At 44.5% G+C, this 15,249-nt stretch carries 14 protein-coding genes; 12 read left to right on the top strand and 2 right to left on the bottom strand.

Annotated features, from left to right (window positions below; translation table 11 throughout):
* The first annotated feature begins 6 nt into the window (after positions 1–6).
* The 6 genes from ACIFQN_RS22475 (at position 7) to ACIFQN_RS22450 (ending at position 7,210) form a co-directional block, all read left to right on the top strand.
* On the top strand, positions 7–996 hold the full coding sequence (locus ACIFQN_RS22475; protein WP_429835275.1) for a Gfo/Idh/MocA family protein: 990 nt from the start codon (positions 7–9) through the stop codon (positions 994–996).
* A gap of 9 nt (positions 997–1,005) precedes the next feature.
* Positions 1,006–2,451, top strand: coding sequence for an aldehyde dehydrogenase family protein (locus ACIFQN_RS22470; protein ID WP_429835274.1), 1,446 nt, complete (start codon positions 1,006–1,008; stop codon positions 2,449–2,451).
* Between the two features lie 182 nt (positions 2,452–2,633).
* The gene (locus ACIFQN_RS22465) at positions 2,634–3,992 is read left to right on the top strand and encodes an APC family permease (protein ID WP_429835273.1); all 1,359 of its coding nucleotides are present in this window, start codon (positions 2,634–2,636) and stop codon (positions 3,990–3,992) included.
* 278 nt (positions 3,993–4,270) lie between these two features.
* Complete coding sequence (locus ACIFQN_RS22460; protein ID WP_429835272.1) at positions 4,271–4,534, top strand: YokU family protein; 264 nt, start codon at positions 4,271–4,273, stop codon at positions 4,532–4,534.
* A gap of 260 nt (positions 4,535–4,794) precedes the next feature.
* Complete coding sequence (locus ACIFQN_RS22455; RefSeq protein ID WP_429835271.1) at positions 4,795–6,051, top strand: GNAT family N-acetyltransferase; 1,257 nt, start codon at positions 4,795–4,797, stop codon at positions 6,049–6,051.
* 109 nt (positions 6,052–6,160) lie between these two features.
* Positions 6,161–7,210 (top strand): NAD(P)/FAD-dependent oxidoreductase, encoded by a 1,050-nt coding sequence (locus ACIFQN_RS22450; protein ID WP_429835270.1) that lies wholly within the window; start codon positions 6,161–6,163, stop codon positions 7,208–7,210.
* A 137-nt stretch (positions 7,211–7,347) separates the two neighbouring features.
* On the opposite strand, the gene ACIFQN_RS22445 is transcribed toward ACIFQN_RS22450, so the two are convergent.
* Positions 7,348–7,929, bottom strand: a complete 582-nt coding sequence (locus ACIFQN_RS22445) for an NAD(P)H-dependent oxidoreductase (RefSeq protein WP_429835269.1) — start codon at positions 7,927–7,929, stop codon at positions 7,348–7,350.
* Positions 7,930–8,097: 168 nt separating this feature from the next.
* Here ACIFQN_RS22445 and ACIFQN_RS22440 point away from each other — a divergent pair, with 168 nt between their 5' ends.
* Complete coding sequence (locus ACIFQN_RS22440) at positions 8,098–9,147, top strand: AraC family transcriptional regulator (protein WP_429835268.1); 1,050 nt, start codon at positions 8,098–8,100, stop codon at positions 9,145–9,147.
* 297 nt (positions 9,148–9,444) lie between these two features.
* Here the strand turns inward: ACIFQN_RS22440 and ssuE are convergent, their stop codons facing one another.
* A complete protein-coding gene (ssuE, locus tag ACIFQN_RS22435) occupies positions 9,445–9,987 on the bottom strand; it encodes an NADPH-dependent FMN reductase (protein ID WP_429835267.1) in 543 nt (180 codons plus the stop codon).
* A gap of 393 nt (positions 9,988–10,380) precedes the next feature.
* Between ssuE and ACIFQN_RS22430 the strand changes: the two genes are divergently transcribed.
* The 5 genes from ACIFQN_RS22430 to ACIFQN_RS22410 all read left to right on the top strand — a co-directional run bounded on the left by ACIFQN_RS22430 (position 10,381) and on the right by ACIFQN_RS22410 (position 15,227).
* On the top strand, positions 10,381–11,043 hold the full coding sequence (locus tag ACIFQN_RS22430; protein WP_429835266.1) for a GntR family transcriptional regulator: 663 nt from the start codon (positions 10,381–10,383) through the stop codon (positions 11,041–11,043).
* A 48-nt stretch (positions 11,044–11,091) separates the two neighbouring features.
* Positions 11,092–12,657, top strand: coding sequence for a response regulator transcription factor (locus tag ACIFQN_RS22425; RefSeq protein WP_429835265.1), 1,566 nt, complete (start codon positions 11,092–11,094; stop codon positions 12,655–12,657).
* A gap of 178 nt (positions 12,658–12,835) precedes the next feature.
* Positions 12,836–13,801 carry a fumarylacetoacetate hydrolase family protein gene (locus ACIFQN_RS22420; RefSeq protein ID WP_429835264.1) on the top strand — a complete coding sequence of 322 codons (966 nt, stop codon included), beginning with the start codon at positions 12,836–12,838 and terminating at the stop codon, positions 13,799–13,801.
* 121 nt (positions 13,802–13,922) lie between these two features.
* On the top strand, positions 13,923–14,294 hold the full coding sequence (locus ACIFQN_RS22415; protein ID WP_429835263.1) for an arsenate reductase family protein: 372 nt from the start codon (positions 13,923–13,925) through the stop codon (positions 14,292–14,294).
* A 51-nt stretch (positions 14,295–14,345) separates the two neighbouring features.
* Entirely contained in the window at positions 14,346–15,227 is an 882-nt protein-coding gene (locus tag ACIFQN_RS22410) for a polysaccharide deacetylase family protein (protein WP_429835262.1), read from the top strand.
* Positions 15,228–15,249 lie beyond the last annotated feature (22 nt).

The raw sequence follows: 15,249 nt of genomic DNA, 5'->3' as shown, positions 1-15,249 counted from the left end.
GATAAAATGATGAAGAAAGCACGCATTGGTATTGTGGGAACTGGCTTGATTGGAGAGGTGCATATACAGGCATTTCAAAAGAATCCTCTTTGTGAAGTGGTAGCCATCTGCGATATGAATGAAAGTAGATTACGAGAAATGAAAATAACCTATGGAATCCCTGAAGTGTACACCAATCAGTCGGAAATGCATGAGAAATGCCCTTTGGATGGGGTAATCATCGCTACTCCTGATCAATATCACCGGGAACCGACCTTACTGGCTGCTGCTGCAGGCGTTGATATTCTGTTAGAAAAGCCAATTGCCACTACAATTGAGGATGCAGAGGCAATCATACAGGCGGTGACTGCTGCGAACGTGAAATTGATGCTGGGTATGACTTTGCGTTATATCCCGGAATATGCGCATATTCAGCAGCAATTCCAAAAGGGCGAATTAGGACTTCCCATCAATGCCTATTCAAGAAGAGCAGTAAGAAAATCAGAAGGATACCGAATAAATGGGCGCTGCAGTGTGAATGAGTATTTAGGGGTTCATGACTTTGATTTTCTGCTATCGATTTTTGGACGAGAAGTAGACAGCGTTTACGCCACTCGTGGTAATTTCGAAATCTTCGATAAATTGGGTGTATCCGACTATTACTGGAACATTATCAAGTGGAAAAGTGGGGCGACAGCAGCTCTGCAAGTAACATGGAATGAACCTGAGGGAAACAAGAATTTGCTGGAGATGGAATGCTACGTGAACGGAACCAAAGGGAGCGGTCACGTGATTCTGGGAGGACAGCAGCTTAATGTTGCAACGGATACGTATTGTGACTATCCCGAGCTTACACTCGATAATGGATATCACATCGAGGCTGACCACTTTATCAAATGCATCTTGAGTGATGAGCAGCCGTATGCAGGGGGACAGGCAGGGCTCGACACATTGAAAATCATGATCGCTTTAGAAAAGTCTAGCAAGGAAGGACTTCCAGTGCAGGTCAATTTGTAGGAGGGTACCATGATGAGAGCAGAAAAAATGTTTATCGGTGGAAAATGGGTGAATTCAGTATCCAACACCTATTTCGACAGTGTTAATCCAGCAACAGGGCAACCGATTGCCAGTATTCCGGAGGGGGTCCGCGAAGACGCTCAAATGGCAATTCAAGCTGCACGCCAAGGGTTTGAGCAACTATCACAGATGTCTATTTGGGACCGCTCAAAATTACTTGTATCCATTTCACAGGTTATCTCGCGTCGGAGAGAGGAATTGGCACGAGTCTTAACACTGGAACAGGGAAAGCCGTATTATTCCGAAGCACTCGATGAAATCGATGGTACGGCTATGGCATTCGCTAACGCAGCCGAACAAATCAAGTGGCTAGAGACCTCTGTGATTCCAGTAGAAGACAGGAATAAAAGGGTTTTGACGATTCGGCAACCAAAGGGAGTATACGCCGTCATCACTCCATGGAACTTTCCTTTCATGGTTGCGGCGGAATACCTTGCTCCTGGTTTGGCTGCAGGCAATGCCATCGTCTGGGTTCCGGCACCAACAACCTCCTTATGTGCGATCAGGCTGGCGGAATGTTTTGAGGAAGCGGGCGTTCCCGAAGGCGTCCTCAATCTAGTAACTGGCAAAGGCTCTGTGGTTGGGGACGAAATCGTTGCGAATCCAGGTACGGATGCAATCGGGTTTACTGGCAGTACGGCAACCGGCCACCAAATTGCTGTTCGGGGCGCTGGAAAACCGATGCTTCTGGAATTGGGCGGAAATGGTCCCACGATCGTGCTGAAAGATGCCGATCTGGATCATGCAGCAAACATGATTGCGAGTGGGTGTTTCTATAATGCCGGTCAGGTCTGTTCTGCAACCGAACGGATTTTGGTTCACCGTGATATCCATGATGAATTTGTCGCCAAATTGGTCAACCATGCGAAGGAGATTATCATGGGTGATCCGTTTGATCCCCGCACGACAATGGGGCCGTTGAATAATGAAGCCGTTACTCTAAAAAATGATATGCACGCGAGAGATTGCCTGGAGAAAGGCGCGAAAATTCTCATCGGGGGTAATCGCGCAAAAAATCAAACAAGCGATCTGTTCTTTGAACCGACAGTCATCGTCGGGGTAACCGAAGACTGTTTATACAACAAGGAAGAAACGTTTGGTCCGGTAGCGCCAGTAATGTCATTTTCCACACATGAGGAAGCGTTGGGGATTGCCGCACGTAATAATTGGGGCCTGGTTTCCTCCGTTTTTACAAGCAATGTAAAAGATTCCATGTATTTTGCTGAAAAATTAAAGACCGGAATCGTGAACATTAACGATAGCAGTAACTACTGGGAGGCGCACGTTCCATTTGGAGGAGTAGCTGGAAAAGCCAGTGGTGTAGGTAGAATTGGCGGAAAATATTCCATCAGTGAAATGTCAGATCTAAAAACCATTTCGCTTGATCTGCGCTAGATGTAAAAGATACAACTAACGATTTGTCAAAAAGCTGAATGAAGCAGATAAGACCTTGCTCGCTCTATTCAGCTTTTTTCCCCATTTCTTCAGAACCTATTTAACTCTCTTTTTTACTTACTTGGGTAAGGAGAGTACCAAAGGATAGACAATATTGTAACCGTTATCAAGGGGGAAACGGCATGAATGAAAACATAGTTTTAAAACGTTCGTTGGGAGTATGGCAAATTGTTATGCTGGGTATGGGGTGGATGGTTCCGATGATCGTATTTGATACGTTTGGGATTGCATCGGAAATATCAAGTGGACTTGTGCCACTTGCCTATATTATCGCTTTAGGTGCGATGTTATTTACAGCATTTAGCTATGGAAAAATGGCACAGGCTTTCCCCAGCGCAGGTTCATCCTATACGTATACACAGAAGACGATGAGTCCGTATCTTGCCTTTTTTGTTGGATGGGCATCTTTGCTTGACTATTTGCTTATTCCCATGATCAGTGCATTGTTAATACAAATTTACTGTACTGCTATTTTTCCTGATATTCCATCGTGGGTGTGGATTGCTGGATATGTGATTGTCGCTACTGTCATTAATCTGTGGAGTATCAATATTACAGCAAATGTGAATAGCATCTTGGTTGTGTTTCAAATTGTTGTAATAGTCTGTTTTGTGTTTTTGGCTGTAAAGGAATTAAATCAGGGAATGGGTGTTGGAACTACGCTCACGGTTCAACCCTTTTATCAACCGGATTTTCATTTTTCTGGTGTGATTGCGGCCGCAACTGTATTATGTTTTTCCTTTTTAGGGTTTGATGCAGTAACAAATTATTCCGAGGAAGCCCTTAATCCGACAAAGGACATACCGAAAGCGATTATGATTACTGCACTTGCCGGTGGGCTTATATTTATTGTAAGTAGCTACTTCACTCAAGCGTTATTCCCAGATATATCCACATTCAAAGATCCAGGTGCCACTGCTCCTGAGATTTCCCTATACGTAGGGGGGAAACTATTTCAATTGTTTTTTCTATCAGCATCTTTTGCAGGATCCTTTACTTCAGGACTTGTTTCGCATGCAAGTGTATCACGTCTTTTGTACGTAATGGGTCGTGATAATGTTCTGCCTAAAAAGCTATTCGGCTATTTGCATCCACAGTGGAGAACACCTGTTTTTAATGTTCTTCTGGTTGGAGCGGTTTGCCTCACAGCGGCTTTTTTCGATTTGGAAATGGCTGCTGCACTGGTAAACTTCGGCGCGCTGATAGCTTTTACGTTTGTTAACTTATCTGTGATTGCCTATTATTCGATTAGACTGAAGAGATACAAGACACCTAAAGATTTTTTATCCTATGTAATAATGCCAAGTATTGGGGCAGCCTTGGTTGCTGTACTCTGGTTTCATTTGGAGTTGAATTCTTTTGTTCTTGGTATCGGCTGGGTTTTTATTGGTTTCATTTATCTTGCCTATCAGACGAAGATGTTTAAAGGTAAGCTCGGAAATATTGAATTAAATGAAGAGGTGGAGGTGCAAAAAGTTTAATCAACCCGCGCGAATGATATATCTAGCATAGAGAAATAACTGCCCAATATTATGCATTTAAATTTTAAACATTGCCGATTTTTTTGCACTAACACATAGAAGAGAGGATATTTCCTCTTTTTTCTTAGTATGCGGAATTGGCATGAACCTTGCTTGTTGTATATTTACGATACGCAATACATTCTAAATGTAAAGGGAGGTCTATTGGATGCCATCTGCAACAAACGATGAAATCATACAATATCTCGGTGGTGTACGAATAAGGGAGGATATTTGCAATGGAATGCATATGGTGTAACGAAGATAAAGTGAGGGAAACCACAAAAGATGGTTACTGGATTATGCCAGATGGAGCAACATCTGTACAGATACTCCGAGTGCCTGCTCTTGAATGTGTTGACTGCGGATTATATATTGAAGATGAGATCAATCAAACGGTTGAAGATAGAGTGTACTCGAGTGACCTCTCTAAATATCCCAATGTATTGACATATGAAGAACTTCTGAAGGCGCCTATGCTTGATTTATTTAAGTTGAAATAAATGTAAATGATAGAAAGTACCTGCTTTCCATGACCAAAGGTGGGTAGGTACTTTTTAGCAGTCAATAAAAGAAGTTTATTTTTGATAAAATAGAAATATTTATCTTGAAATTGCAAACGTAGGAATGTAAAATCATCCATACAACCGTTCGTATGGACTGAGTATTCGAAATGTAAGACATCCAAAAAGCTGGGAATCATGAGCGCAAACGATAATAGTTATTTCTGGGTGTAATAAACATAGAGGCGGTGTTTGTAAGCATGCGGATTATTCGTAAATTGACTGAGGAAGATTTTAAACAATACGTCCCTATCATCCAAAGTGCATTCCCCGGTACCCGATTTGACCTGCCGGATACTTGCGGAAGCCTGCGAGAACGCTTTGCCCAGGCACATGAGCAGGACACAAGCTCTGAGTTTTACGGCTTGTTTGAAGATGAAACGCTCTTGGGGAGTATGCGGCTTCATAACTATACGATGAATGTCTTCTCTCATCTATTACCTGTGGGAGGAGTCGGTCTGGTTGCAGTTGATATCATGCGCAAAAAAGAAAAAGTGGGTCGTGACTTGCTTTCCTATTTCTTGCGCTATTTTCGGGATAGAGGAGTTAGCATCACGTTATTGAATCCGTTTCGTGTTGATTTCTACAAACAAATGGGGTTTGGTGTAGGTACGAAGATAAATCAATACCGGGTCAATCCTGGTCAGTTCCATAATAGAGGTACGAAAAAACACATCGTCCGCGTTACTGAACGTGATCATGAATTGGTGTTTGCTTGTTATCAACGCTATATGGAACGTCAGCATGGAATGATCGCCAAAACCGATATGGAAGCCAGACTTATGTTTGCCAATCCGGATTATCATACGGTTGCTTACAAAAAAGATGATAAAATTGAAGGGTACCTAGTATTTTCGTTTAAAAGACTCTGTCCTGAAGATAATTTTTCTGCCAGTGATCTTATCGTCAATGAATTGATTTATGAAACTGCTGAAGCTTTTGCCGAATTGTGCACATTCCTTTCCAGCCAGGCAGATCAAATTCATCGGGTAATTGTAAACACACAAGAAGAAGACTTTCACCATTTACTGACTGATCCTAGCAACGGATACGATAATCTGCTTCCCGGCTCTAATATTCAAATGCATACATCGGGTGTAGGTGCTATGTATAGGGTCATCCATGTAGCCAAATTATTCGCTGATCTTTCGAATCACAACTTTGGTGGAAAGACCCTAACGGTAGAGATACGGGTTCAGGACAAGTTTTTGCCGGAAAACCAGGAAAACACCCTTGTTCATTTTCAGGAGGGAAGGGCGTCTGTATTGACTGAAGGTACCCCGGATGTAACCATCGAATTGGACATTGCCGATTTCTCCTCACTCATCATGGGTTCTATATCTTTTCAAAAGCTGCTAGACTATAGCTTGGTAAAAGTATCGAATCCCACCTTTGAGAAGGATTTGGATCAGCTGTTTCATGCGGTACAAAAGCCCATTTGCACGGCTTCTTTCTAGTGCGAGGGTGAACAAGCTGATGCATTGTCTACACATAGCGCAAGAAAGGCACTTCTCATGTTAGAATCATCCTTATATGGACTCATGTCTTTAAAGAGGGAGGAGCTACATGCAGGATAAACAAAAGATTGTAGTTGTGGGTGCGGGGATTGTTGGTGCAGCAATGACCTATCACTTATCAAAGCGAAACCAGGAGGTTACGTTAATCGAAAGGAATCCAACAGCAGCATGTGAAGTAACCGACAAATCATTTGCTTGGATTAATCCGTCTGGTCGCGTTTTTAAAAATTCCCTACCTTTATACGATGCAACTCTAGCGGAATACCACACATTAGAGAAAGAGTTACCTGATTTAAACGTAAATTGGCATGGAGCACTGACATGGGGAGTTCCTATAAATACGGAGGAATCTCATATACAAAAACTGAATCGGCAACAGATCATAGAATTGGAACCAAATTTGAAGGAATATCCCCAAGAAGCCATGTTTGCAAATAAAGAAGGCGCATTAGATCCGGTATACACAACAAACTTATTCATAAAAAAAGCAGAAGAAAACGGAGCAAACGTACGTTATGATACAAAAGTTACGCAATTAATAAAAGACGGTTCTGGGGTTGTTGGCGTACATACCTCCAATGGTTTTATTAAATCAGACGTAATTGTATTAGCTGCTGGAACCGCTTTACCTGGGCTTTGTCGGCCATTAGGTATCGATGTACCTGTTGCTCCTTCGCCTTCCATTATCATTCGGATGAAATCCAATAAAAAATTAATCCACACGTTAATTTCTAATCAGCAATTTGAAGCAAGGCACCTAACAAACGAAACGTTAATAGCTGCGGAAGATTATATAGATGAGTCAGAAGAAAATGGGCCGGAGGCAATTGGAAAACGGGCTTTTGAAATAATTCGTCACAATCTAAAAGGAGGGGAGAATTTAAGGCTGGAACATATCAAGGTAGGGATGAGGCCCATGCCTCATGACGGGTATCCCATTGTTGGATTTCATGATCAGATAAAGGGCCTTTATTTAGCAGTTATGCATTCCGCGATTACACTAGCTCCTCTTGTTAGTCGCTTGGCTGCAAATGAGATTGTAGAAAACGTGCGGATACAAGAATTTGAAAGTTGGCGATTATCCAGGTTTTCATTTTAATATATTTGCCCAAGACATTATCCGGATCCTACCGGATGAGATAACGACATCAGGACCTGTCCCCTGCCTCATTGCCGCCAGTTGAAGTGATGAGGGTCGGGAAAAGGTCCATTTTGTTGCGTTCATTTAGGGGTTACTCAAGCTAATTTTGACCCTAGCTGTTTCACTTTTTCTAACCACTGGGTTCGAAGTTTATCTGATGATCCCTTAATTGGACCAAGCTCGGTAACAAGGACAGGCGATACCCCACAAAATTTCAATATGTTTCGTTTCATCACATTGTATTCCGCATTCTTATAGGCCAACTTATTGTACCAGTATGGAGTATCAGCGGTTACGATCAGATGCGCGGATTTGCCGGTTAAGAGCTTGTCTATGAAGGAAGAATTTTCACGGTATTTATATGCAAATCCAGGAAGAAAGACCCGATCAATAAATCCTTTCAGAATGGCCGGCATGACCCCCCACCATGTAGGATAGACAAATACAAGGTGATCCGCCCAGAGGATGAGTTTCTGCGCTTCTATCAGATCTTCCTCCAGTTCTGTTCTTTTGCGATAACCAAACTGTAAGTTCGGGTTAAATTCGATCTTGCCAAGATCAATAGAGCGAACCTGGGCATTACTGGCTAAAGCCCCTTTCATATAAGAGTCGGACAAGGCCGCACAGAAGCTCTGTGGGTCAGGATGTCCGTTAATAACGAGAATATTCGATTTCATCTTCCGTTCCTCCTCAAATGTGACCTCTTGATGACTGACCATAATCGCTATTTGCGATATAATAGATTGAAGTCAGACTGTACTCATTAGCATAGATTGAATGGAAAGTGAAATGAATGCTCAACCACGCAATCATCTTGCTAATTCGCGCAAAGGAGGAAAGGAGACTTGAAGAGCCCAGGAATCGCGATCTCCATGATCTATCCGATTATGAAGACAATGGTTCACAAAGGATATGAAATAGAGAAATTTTTCCATTATGCTTCGTTTGACAGCAGTCTGTTACAAAATGTAGAGGCACGCATTTCCGTGGAGGAATTGGAGCATTTGATGACCGCAGCTGCCAAATACACGCAAGATGATCATTTTGGCTTGCACCAGGGACAAATGACGGAACTCGTCGATATGGGCGTGCTCGGTTATGTGATGCTGCATTCGAAAACAGTTGTCGATGCGCTAACCGCTTACCAGAGATACAATGTGATTCTTTGCAACGTATTCAATCTGGATTGGGAAATAAAAGAAGACGACGTTCTTATCCGGATGTTTTTGCAGAATCCCGGGCGGGTGTCACGTCATTGTATAGAGGAAATGGCAAGTTCCTTGTTTCATCTGATCGGAAGGCTCAGCAACCAGCGCATTTCTTTGCATGAGATTCTCTTTACACATGACTCACCAGGGGATACCGAGCCCTACATGTCGGTGTTTGGGAAAGCTCCACGGTTTGGCGCGAAAAACAATATTTTGCGTATGAGCAAGGACTTGCTGAAACATCCGATCATGTACTCCGATACAAGACTGTTGGGTGTATTTGAGACGATTGCACAGGAATCAAGCGATGAATTGACCCAGGCGAATATGTTTTCAGATCGGGTAGTTCAGTGGATGAAAAAATGTGTTCCATCCTTCTTCCCGACACTGCAGCAAACTGCTGAATTTTTCGGAATCAGTACGAGAACCCTTCAAAATAAATTGAAGGTAGAGAACACTTCCTTTAATGACCTGTCCATCCGTGTACGCAAGGAATTGGCTATGGGCTATTTGAAAAAAAGGGAGTATTCGGTCACTGAGGTTGCCTATTTGCTGTATTTTTCGGAGCCAAGTGCATTTCAAAGTGCTTTCAAGAAGTGGACTGGGTTAACGCCGGGCCAGTATCGGGCAAAATCGCTGGCAGGTCAAGACATGACGAAGCCACAAAAATATAGTTACAGTCTGTGAACTCGTCCCCACATGAGTTCTTTTTTATGGATGCATGCTCATAAGTTCTACGAGCGACGTGACTATGTGTTTACAAAGGACCAAAAAAATTTCATAAAAAAGTTCAATTAATACCTATTCATCACACTGGTGGGGTTGACAGCCCCAAACCACCCGACAGTAATAAAGCCAAGCCGGATATACTCGAAGGCTTGGCTTTATTCGTTCAAATGATACACGAATGGATAGCAGGGGAGGTGAAAGCAAGAGAAGCCGCTTTTGGCCACCAGTCTATCGTCATGGTAAATAGGACTATGCCTAGTTGTTTTTATACAAATGTAAATCGTGAATCAGTTCTTTGACGGAATTTTGGATCCGCTCGGTGAGCTCGTCAGCAAGCTGAAAGCTTCCATCCTCGTTTCGAGCTACTTGCGTGTCTTGAGCGAATATGCCTTGTAGCTGGTGCTTGGCCCCGATCGCAGCTAGTACCGGCTTGAGTGCGTAATCGATGACAAGAAGATGCCCGATCGTTCCGCCAATCACGACAGGAAGTGTTGCTTTTCCGAGCAAGCCTTTCTGCGGGATCATGTCCAGGAAGCATTTTACCACCCCGGTGTAGGACGCCTTGTAAATCGGGGTAGCCACTACTACTGCATCAGCCTTTTCAATTTCACCCAACGCCTTCGTAATGAAAGGGCTATCGAATTTGGTATAGATCAGGTCTTCGGGCGGAAGCTCGCGGAGCGTTATGATTTGGACGGCGGCACCTGCCTCTAGTAGTTCAGCTTGAAGACCCTCGACAATCCCATTCAAACGCGATGATGCTGAAGGACTCCCTGAAATAATAGCAATATTTGGCATTTTATCCACAACCCTTTCTTCTACTAAAAATGGGGAAACGGTATTGCGTAAATAAGAGTGCGACTCCTTCCGGGTGGTTCTGATTCCTGTCAATCTCCCCTATACCATTCTATCAAAATCAAAATCACAAAAGCTGGTAGAAAAGAGACCAAGGAAATATTTGCTACGATAAAAACTATAGCACAACAAATTGTTAGTCAATAAGTTTAATTTTCGAAATCATTCAATTTGAATGTTTTACAAACTAAACCAATGTGTTTCAAATAAGCCTCTGAATTTGAGAAAATAATTGCATCTCGGATGACATTGTCATACAATTTCACATATATTCGTTTGAATTTTATGATTATTGTCATACAATCGCCTTCACCTTTAGAGAAAGGAGCATGTACCATGGCTGATCGTCAAGACGTACCGGTGGTGGAAAAAGTCTACCACGAGATTAAAGAACGAATTCTTCGCGGCGTAATTCTACCTGGCGATCATTTAGTAGAAGCGGAGCTCACGGCCGAGTTCCAGGTAAGTCGCGTCACGATAAGAGATGCTTTGCGCAGGTTAATTGTCGACGAGCTGGTTGAACTTTTGCCCCACCGCGGCATCCGGGTACGCATTTTATCCGTTAATGATGCGCTTGAGCTGTATCTTGTCAGGGAGCCAATTGAAGGTCTTGCTGCTCTGCTGGCAGCAGGCATGCCCTCGGAGAGCCTGCTTGGTCTTAGCGAGATTTGGGAAAAAGAGGGGGAAGCTATCGCAGCTGGCAATGTGATGGAATACATGCAGTTAAATGGCGAATTCCACCGTGCTGTTGCCAGGGCAAGCGGAAATAGACCGTTAATCAACGTATTAAAGAGGCTGAAGACGCAAATGATCGGTTTTCAATACGTCAAAGCTTTTAATATGGTACGAATGGTAACCTCTCACCAACATCATAAGGTTGTGTTGGATGCGATCTTGGCAGGGGACGGGGATAAAGCGGAGGAAGCGATGCGAATGCATCTCCGATCGGCCGCAGAGCTCGTTGCCAGCATGGGGGAGATGTTTTCGCAGAAGCGGTAGTCATTTCTCCATATTCCTTTTCCAGGTGCAAAAAGGGAGGATTGAAGCATGAAAGTCGTTATAGCAGGCGATGAAGAACATGTCTGCAAAGGAATCGATCTTGCTGTCAATTGGGATCAGTTCGGGATCATTGAACGATTCATGGCTGACGACGGATACAAGGCGATGGAGATGATTCGGCAACATCATCCTGCCATTTTGCTTTGCGATATGGGCCTGCCTCGTATGGACGAGGTTAACTTACTGCGGTTGGTTCGGGAAGAAGGGTGGAATACCCAAGTCATTGTCGTCAGCGGTTCTGACGATTATAGCTATATACGAACGGCTCTTTTGGCAAACGTGGTAGACTATATCCTGAAGCCGTTCAAGACGAAGGAATTGGAAGATGCGGTTTCTAGGGCCATCACTGCGTATCAGCAAATCACGAGCAAAGCGAAAGACGAAGTGGAGATCAGTCATCGCCTTCGCCTTGCCGACTCCCTGTTGACTGAGCAAAAACTGGCCGGATTTCTCAAAGGAGAAGCTGCATTCCAGGATCATTCCATACGTAATCTGTTCGATAAAATCGGACTACCCTTGCAAGGTTTGCGTGTCTCTTGCTTTATTCCGCGAAACATAAACCAGCTTGTGTATGAAAGATTTATGGGTGATATCGAGTTGTTTAAATTTGTGGTTAACAATATCACACAAGAAATCCTTCAATCCTTTGGGGAACATTATTTATGTAAATTGGACCATTACCAAGGGGTACTACTTGCATCTTCTACGAATCCTGAAAGAAATTCAAATGAATTTAGCAGGCAACTCGAAAAATTAGTCCGTGCATGGAGGGAGACTTTAGGGCTGGAAGTCCTGCAAGGAACCTACGTGAAAGTAGCAGATTATTCACAGCTGCTTCCAGCAATTGCAGGAGCGAGGGCATCTCTGTTGAAACAACCGCTTTTTAGTGGCAACGTTCCTCATACGTGCAGGGAGCTTCCTCGATTGCAGGATTTGGAGATCCCTTTGATGGATGGTACACAAAAAGGCAAAAAACCCTATTTGGCGGATATTATCGAAGCCTTTGTTCAGTCATTGAGGTCCCATGGATCTTTGCGTTTCGAAGAACTTCAATTGTATACGATAGAAGCCAACCTCCTGCTGAAACGTACCGCCAGTCTATGCCAAATGGACGCCCATCGGACTGATTTTTTTCTTCCCCTTTGGATCAGTGATTTGGACGAATGGAAAACTCAGCTTATCCATCGTTATTGGGGTATGGCTGAAAAGTTTGAAAGCGATCAGTCTTTCTCTCTCGGAATGGAAGCGGTCAGACTATATATCAGGCAGCATTATCAAGAGAATATTTCTTTATCCACGCTGTCGGAGATTTTTCATTTTAGTCCTCAGTATTTGGCGAAAAAGTTCAAAGAACAGTTTCATACGACCATTATTACCTACCTGACAGATCTACGAATCGATAAAGCAAAATCACTGCTTCTTCACTCGGATACACCGATCTCAGAATTGGCCTATTCCATCGGTTACGAGGATGAAGGTTATTTTGGCAAAGTCTTTAAAAAACAAACCGGATTGTCCCCGATTCATTTCCGTAAACGCAATAGAAATAGATAGAATTTGCATGCTGGACTCATTTTCCGTGGGTCCGGCATTTCTTTTGGAAAGAGATTAAAATATTCCTTTTTTTGATGAGGATTCTCCCTGCCCTGTGGCCTCCGTCGTGTTTAAAATGGGAATACAGCGACATTTTGCAGGGTTAATCCCTCAGGTCTACAAGGAGTGAGGTAGCCGGATGAGAATAGCTAGATTTCAAAAAAAGGTTGATGAAAATAGGAACCATCTTGGTTTGGTTCTATTGGACAAAGTAGGCTCAGGGGGATATGTTTTAGACTTGCATACCGGGGCTATGGAGGCTAGTATTCCCGTTTCTTCAACAGACCCGATTCTGTCTGATATGATTTCGTTCCTACAGGATCTCGACCGTTCAAAGCAAGTTGCACTTTCTGTACAAAACTGGGCAGACACAAAAATAGCCAAAGGAGACATCGAGTGTTTTATTCCAGAAACGGAGGTTCGTTGGCTGCCACCGGTACCTACTCCCACCAAAATCGTAGGCATGGGAGGAAACTTTCTCGATCATCTTAAGGAAGCAAATCAGGACCGGATTTTACGAGGTGAACCAGAAATCCCTTTGCCCAGCACTCCAGTGGCTTTCTTGAAAGCGCATACATGCTTAATCGGTCATAACGAAAATATTCCCTATCCGCGTGAAACGAAAGAGCTTGATTACGAAGGTGAAATTGGAGTGGTCATCGGGAGAGAGGCTCATAACATTGATGCAAAAAACGCAATGCGATATGTAGCCGGTTACGTAATCGTCAATGACATAAGTGCACGAGATATCCAACGAACCGAGTTAAAATCCGGCGCCATTATGTTGTCGAAAAACTTTCCCGGTTTTGGCCCTATGGGGAGAGAACTTGTTTTCACGGACGAAATCCCAGATCCCCAGGCCCTTGATATCGTAACCTATGTCAACGGGCAAATTAGGCAAAAGGGTAACACCAATGATATGCATTTTGACTGGAAACACTTGATCTCCTACTGGTCGAAAACTCGCTTGGTACCGGGTGACATCATTTTAAGCGGCACTCCCTCGGGTGTGGCTGTTGGACGCGACGAGTGGTACTTGCGTAAAGGTGACTTGGTGGAGGTGGAAGTCCCAGGTCTCGGACGACTGTCAAACCGAATTGTGTGATCAACGATGGAAACAGAAAGGAGGATGAACATGCCCGTTATTCACATGCACGTTGTAGAGGGACGAAGCCAAGAGGTAAAGGAAAAGAATGCACCTCAATCGGTGTGAGGAGATGATAATAATGACTTGGACGATATTTGTTAAACCGGACTGTGTCGACAGTGAAAAAGGCAACGCCTGGCTGAAAAATCATGGCATTCCGTTTCAGAAGGTCAACGTATTTGCGGCCTCGAAAGAGCAAATTTCTCTTTGGGCAAAGCTCAGTGAAAACGGGGCAGCCGGCTTGATCGATCAGGAACAAAAGACAAACCCGGCGTATCAGACAAACATACACAATCAATCGCTGAGTGATCAAGTTATTGTCGCGATCTTAGCCGACCACCCTGCCTTAATCAAAACGCCAGTGATTACCAACAATGAACAAATCATGATCGGATACGATTCTGACAAAATGAAATCCACTTTCCGCTTTGTGAAGGTAAGAACGTTGTAAGAATAACCTTGTCAATCTGTATAGCAAAATACAAATATTAGGAGGGCTATAATGATTGAAAAGATTGGAACTCATGAAACCCTTGGCGAGGCAAATCGAGGAGTCTGGGGGCCAGACGGACGCCAAGCGACGGTGTGCTTGACGTTCGATCACCTGGGCGAGGCCGCCGACCTACAGGCGGGCATCCTGACGCCTGATACCCCGCGCGGAGCGCATCCGAGTGTCTCTCGGGACTTGCCGCACCTCTTGGCCCTGCTGGCTGATCGCGATGTCAAGGCAACTTTTTACATCGAAGCGCTAAATTGTGAGCTCTACCCGGATGCACTGCGTTCCATCGTTGCAGCCGGGCACTCGCTTGGCTGGCACGGGTGGTGGAACGAGCCCATGTACAAGGTCGGCTTCGATGAAGCAACAGCCATCATGGAGAAGACGCTCGCCGCTTTTGATGCCATTGGGCTGCGCTTGGCCGGCGCGCGACCACCTGGCGGGGTATTAGGGGAACTTCCACTCTCCCTGTATCTCGACGCAGGATTTGACTACCTGTCGTTTTCTGGAGCGAGTTATGGGCTGACAAACGGGGTGCCCATGCTTCCCTTCGCCTGGCGGAACGTCGATGGCTGTTACTACTTCGAGCAGTTCTCCAGGCTCCGGGTTCCCCCAGGTCGCGAGCCCGTCGGCCCCCGTGGACTCCTTGAAGCGCACCTCGACTACGTCGAGCAGACGGTGTCCGTCGGCGGTTGCACCTCGTTTGTCTTCCATGTCCCGTGGATCGACAGTTCCGAGCGCCTCGAGGCCATCGGTGAACTGATTGATCGTCTCGCCCGTGATTCACGGCTCTGGCTCGCCTCCCCAGACGAGGTGGCTCGCTGGATGACCGATCATCCTGGTGACTTTCCGACCATCACCCACCACGACGAGCCGCCGGTCTGGTGATGAACCAATTACCCCTTGGGCG

The organism is Brevibacillus sp. NRS-1366, from assembly GCF_050467985.1.
Note: the sequence above shows the minus strand (reverse complement) of the source record. Positions and strands in the feature narration are given on the sequence as shown.

Coding starts and splice junctions, on each gene's coding strand:
- ACIFQN_RS22475 (WP_429835275.1), top strand. CDS start 7: ATGATGAAGAAAGCACGCATTGGTATTGTGGGAACTGGCTTGATTGGA.
- ACIFQN_RS22470 (WP_429835274.1), top strand. CDS start 1,006: ATGATGAGAGCAGAAAAAATGTTTATCGGTGGAAAATGGGTGAATTCA.
- ACIFQN_RS22465 (WP_429835273.1), top strand. CDS start 2,634: ATGAATGAAAACATAGTTTTAAAACGTTCGTTGGGAGTATGGCAAATT.
- ACIFQN_RS22460 (WP_429835272.1), top strand. CDS start 4,271: ATGGAATGCATATGGTGTAACGAAGATAAAGTGAGGGAAACCACAAAA.
- ACIFQN_RS22455 (WP_429835271.1), top strand. CDS start 4,795: ATGCGGATTATTCGTAAATTGACTGAGGAAGATTTTAAACAATACGTC.
- ACIFQN_RS22450 (WP_429835270.1), top strand. CDS start 6,161: ATGCAGGATAAACAAAAGATTGTAGTTGTGGGTGCGGGGATTGTTGGT.
- ACIFQN_RS22445 (WP_429835269.1), bottom strand. CDS start 7,929: ATGAAATCGAATATTCTCGTTATTAACGGACATCCTGACCCACAGAGC.
- ssuE (WP_429835267.1), bottom strand. CDS start 9,987: ATGCCAAATATTGCTATTATTTCAGGGAGTCCTTCAGCATCATCGCGT.
- ACIFQN_RS22430 (WP_429835266.1), top strand. CDS start 10,381: ATGGCTGATCGTCAAGACGTACCGGTGGTGGAAAAAGTCTACCACGAG.
- ACIFQN_RS22425 (WP_429835265.1), top strand. CDS start 11,092: ATGAAAGTCGTTATAGCAGGCGATGAAGAACATGTCTGCAAAGGAATC.
- ACIFQN_RS22420 (WP_429835264.1), top strand. CDS start 12,836: ATGAGAATAGCTAGATTTCAAAAAAAGGTTGATGAAAATAGGAACCAT.
- ACIFQN_RS22415 (WP_429835263.1), top strand. CDS start 13,923: ATGACTTGGACGATATTTGTTAAACCGGACTGTGTCGACAGTGAAAAA.
- ACIFQN_RS22410 (WP_429835262.1), top strand. CDS start 14,346: ATGATTGAAAAGATTGGAACTCATGAAACCCTTGGCGAGGCAAATCGA.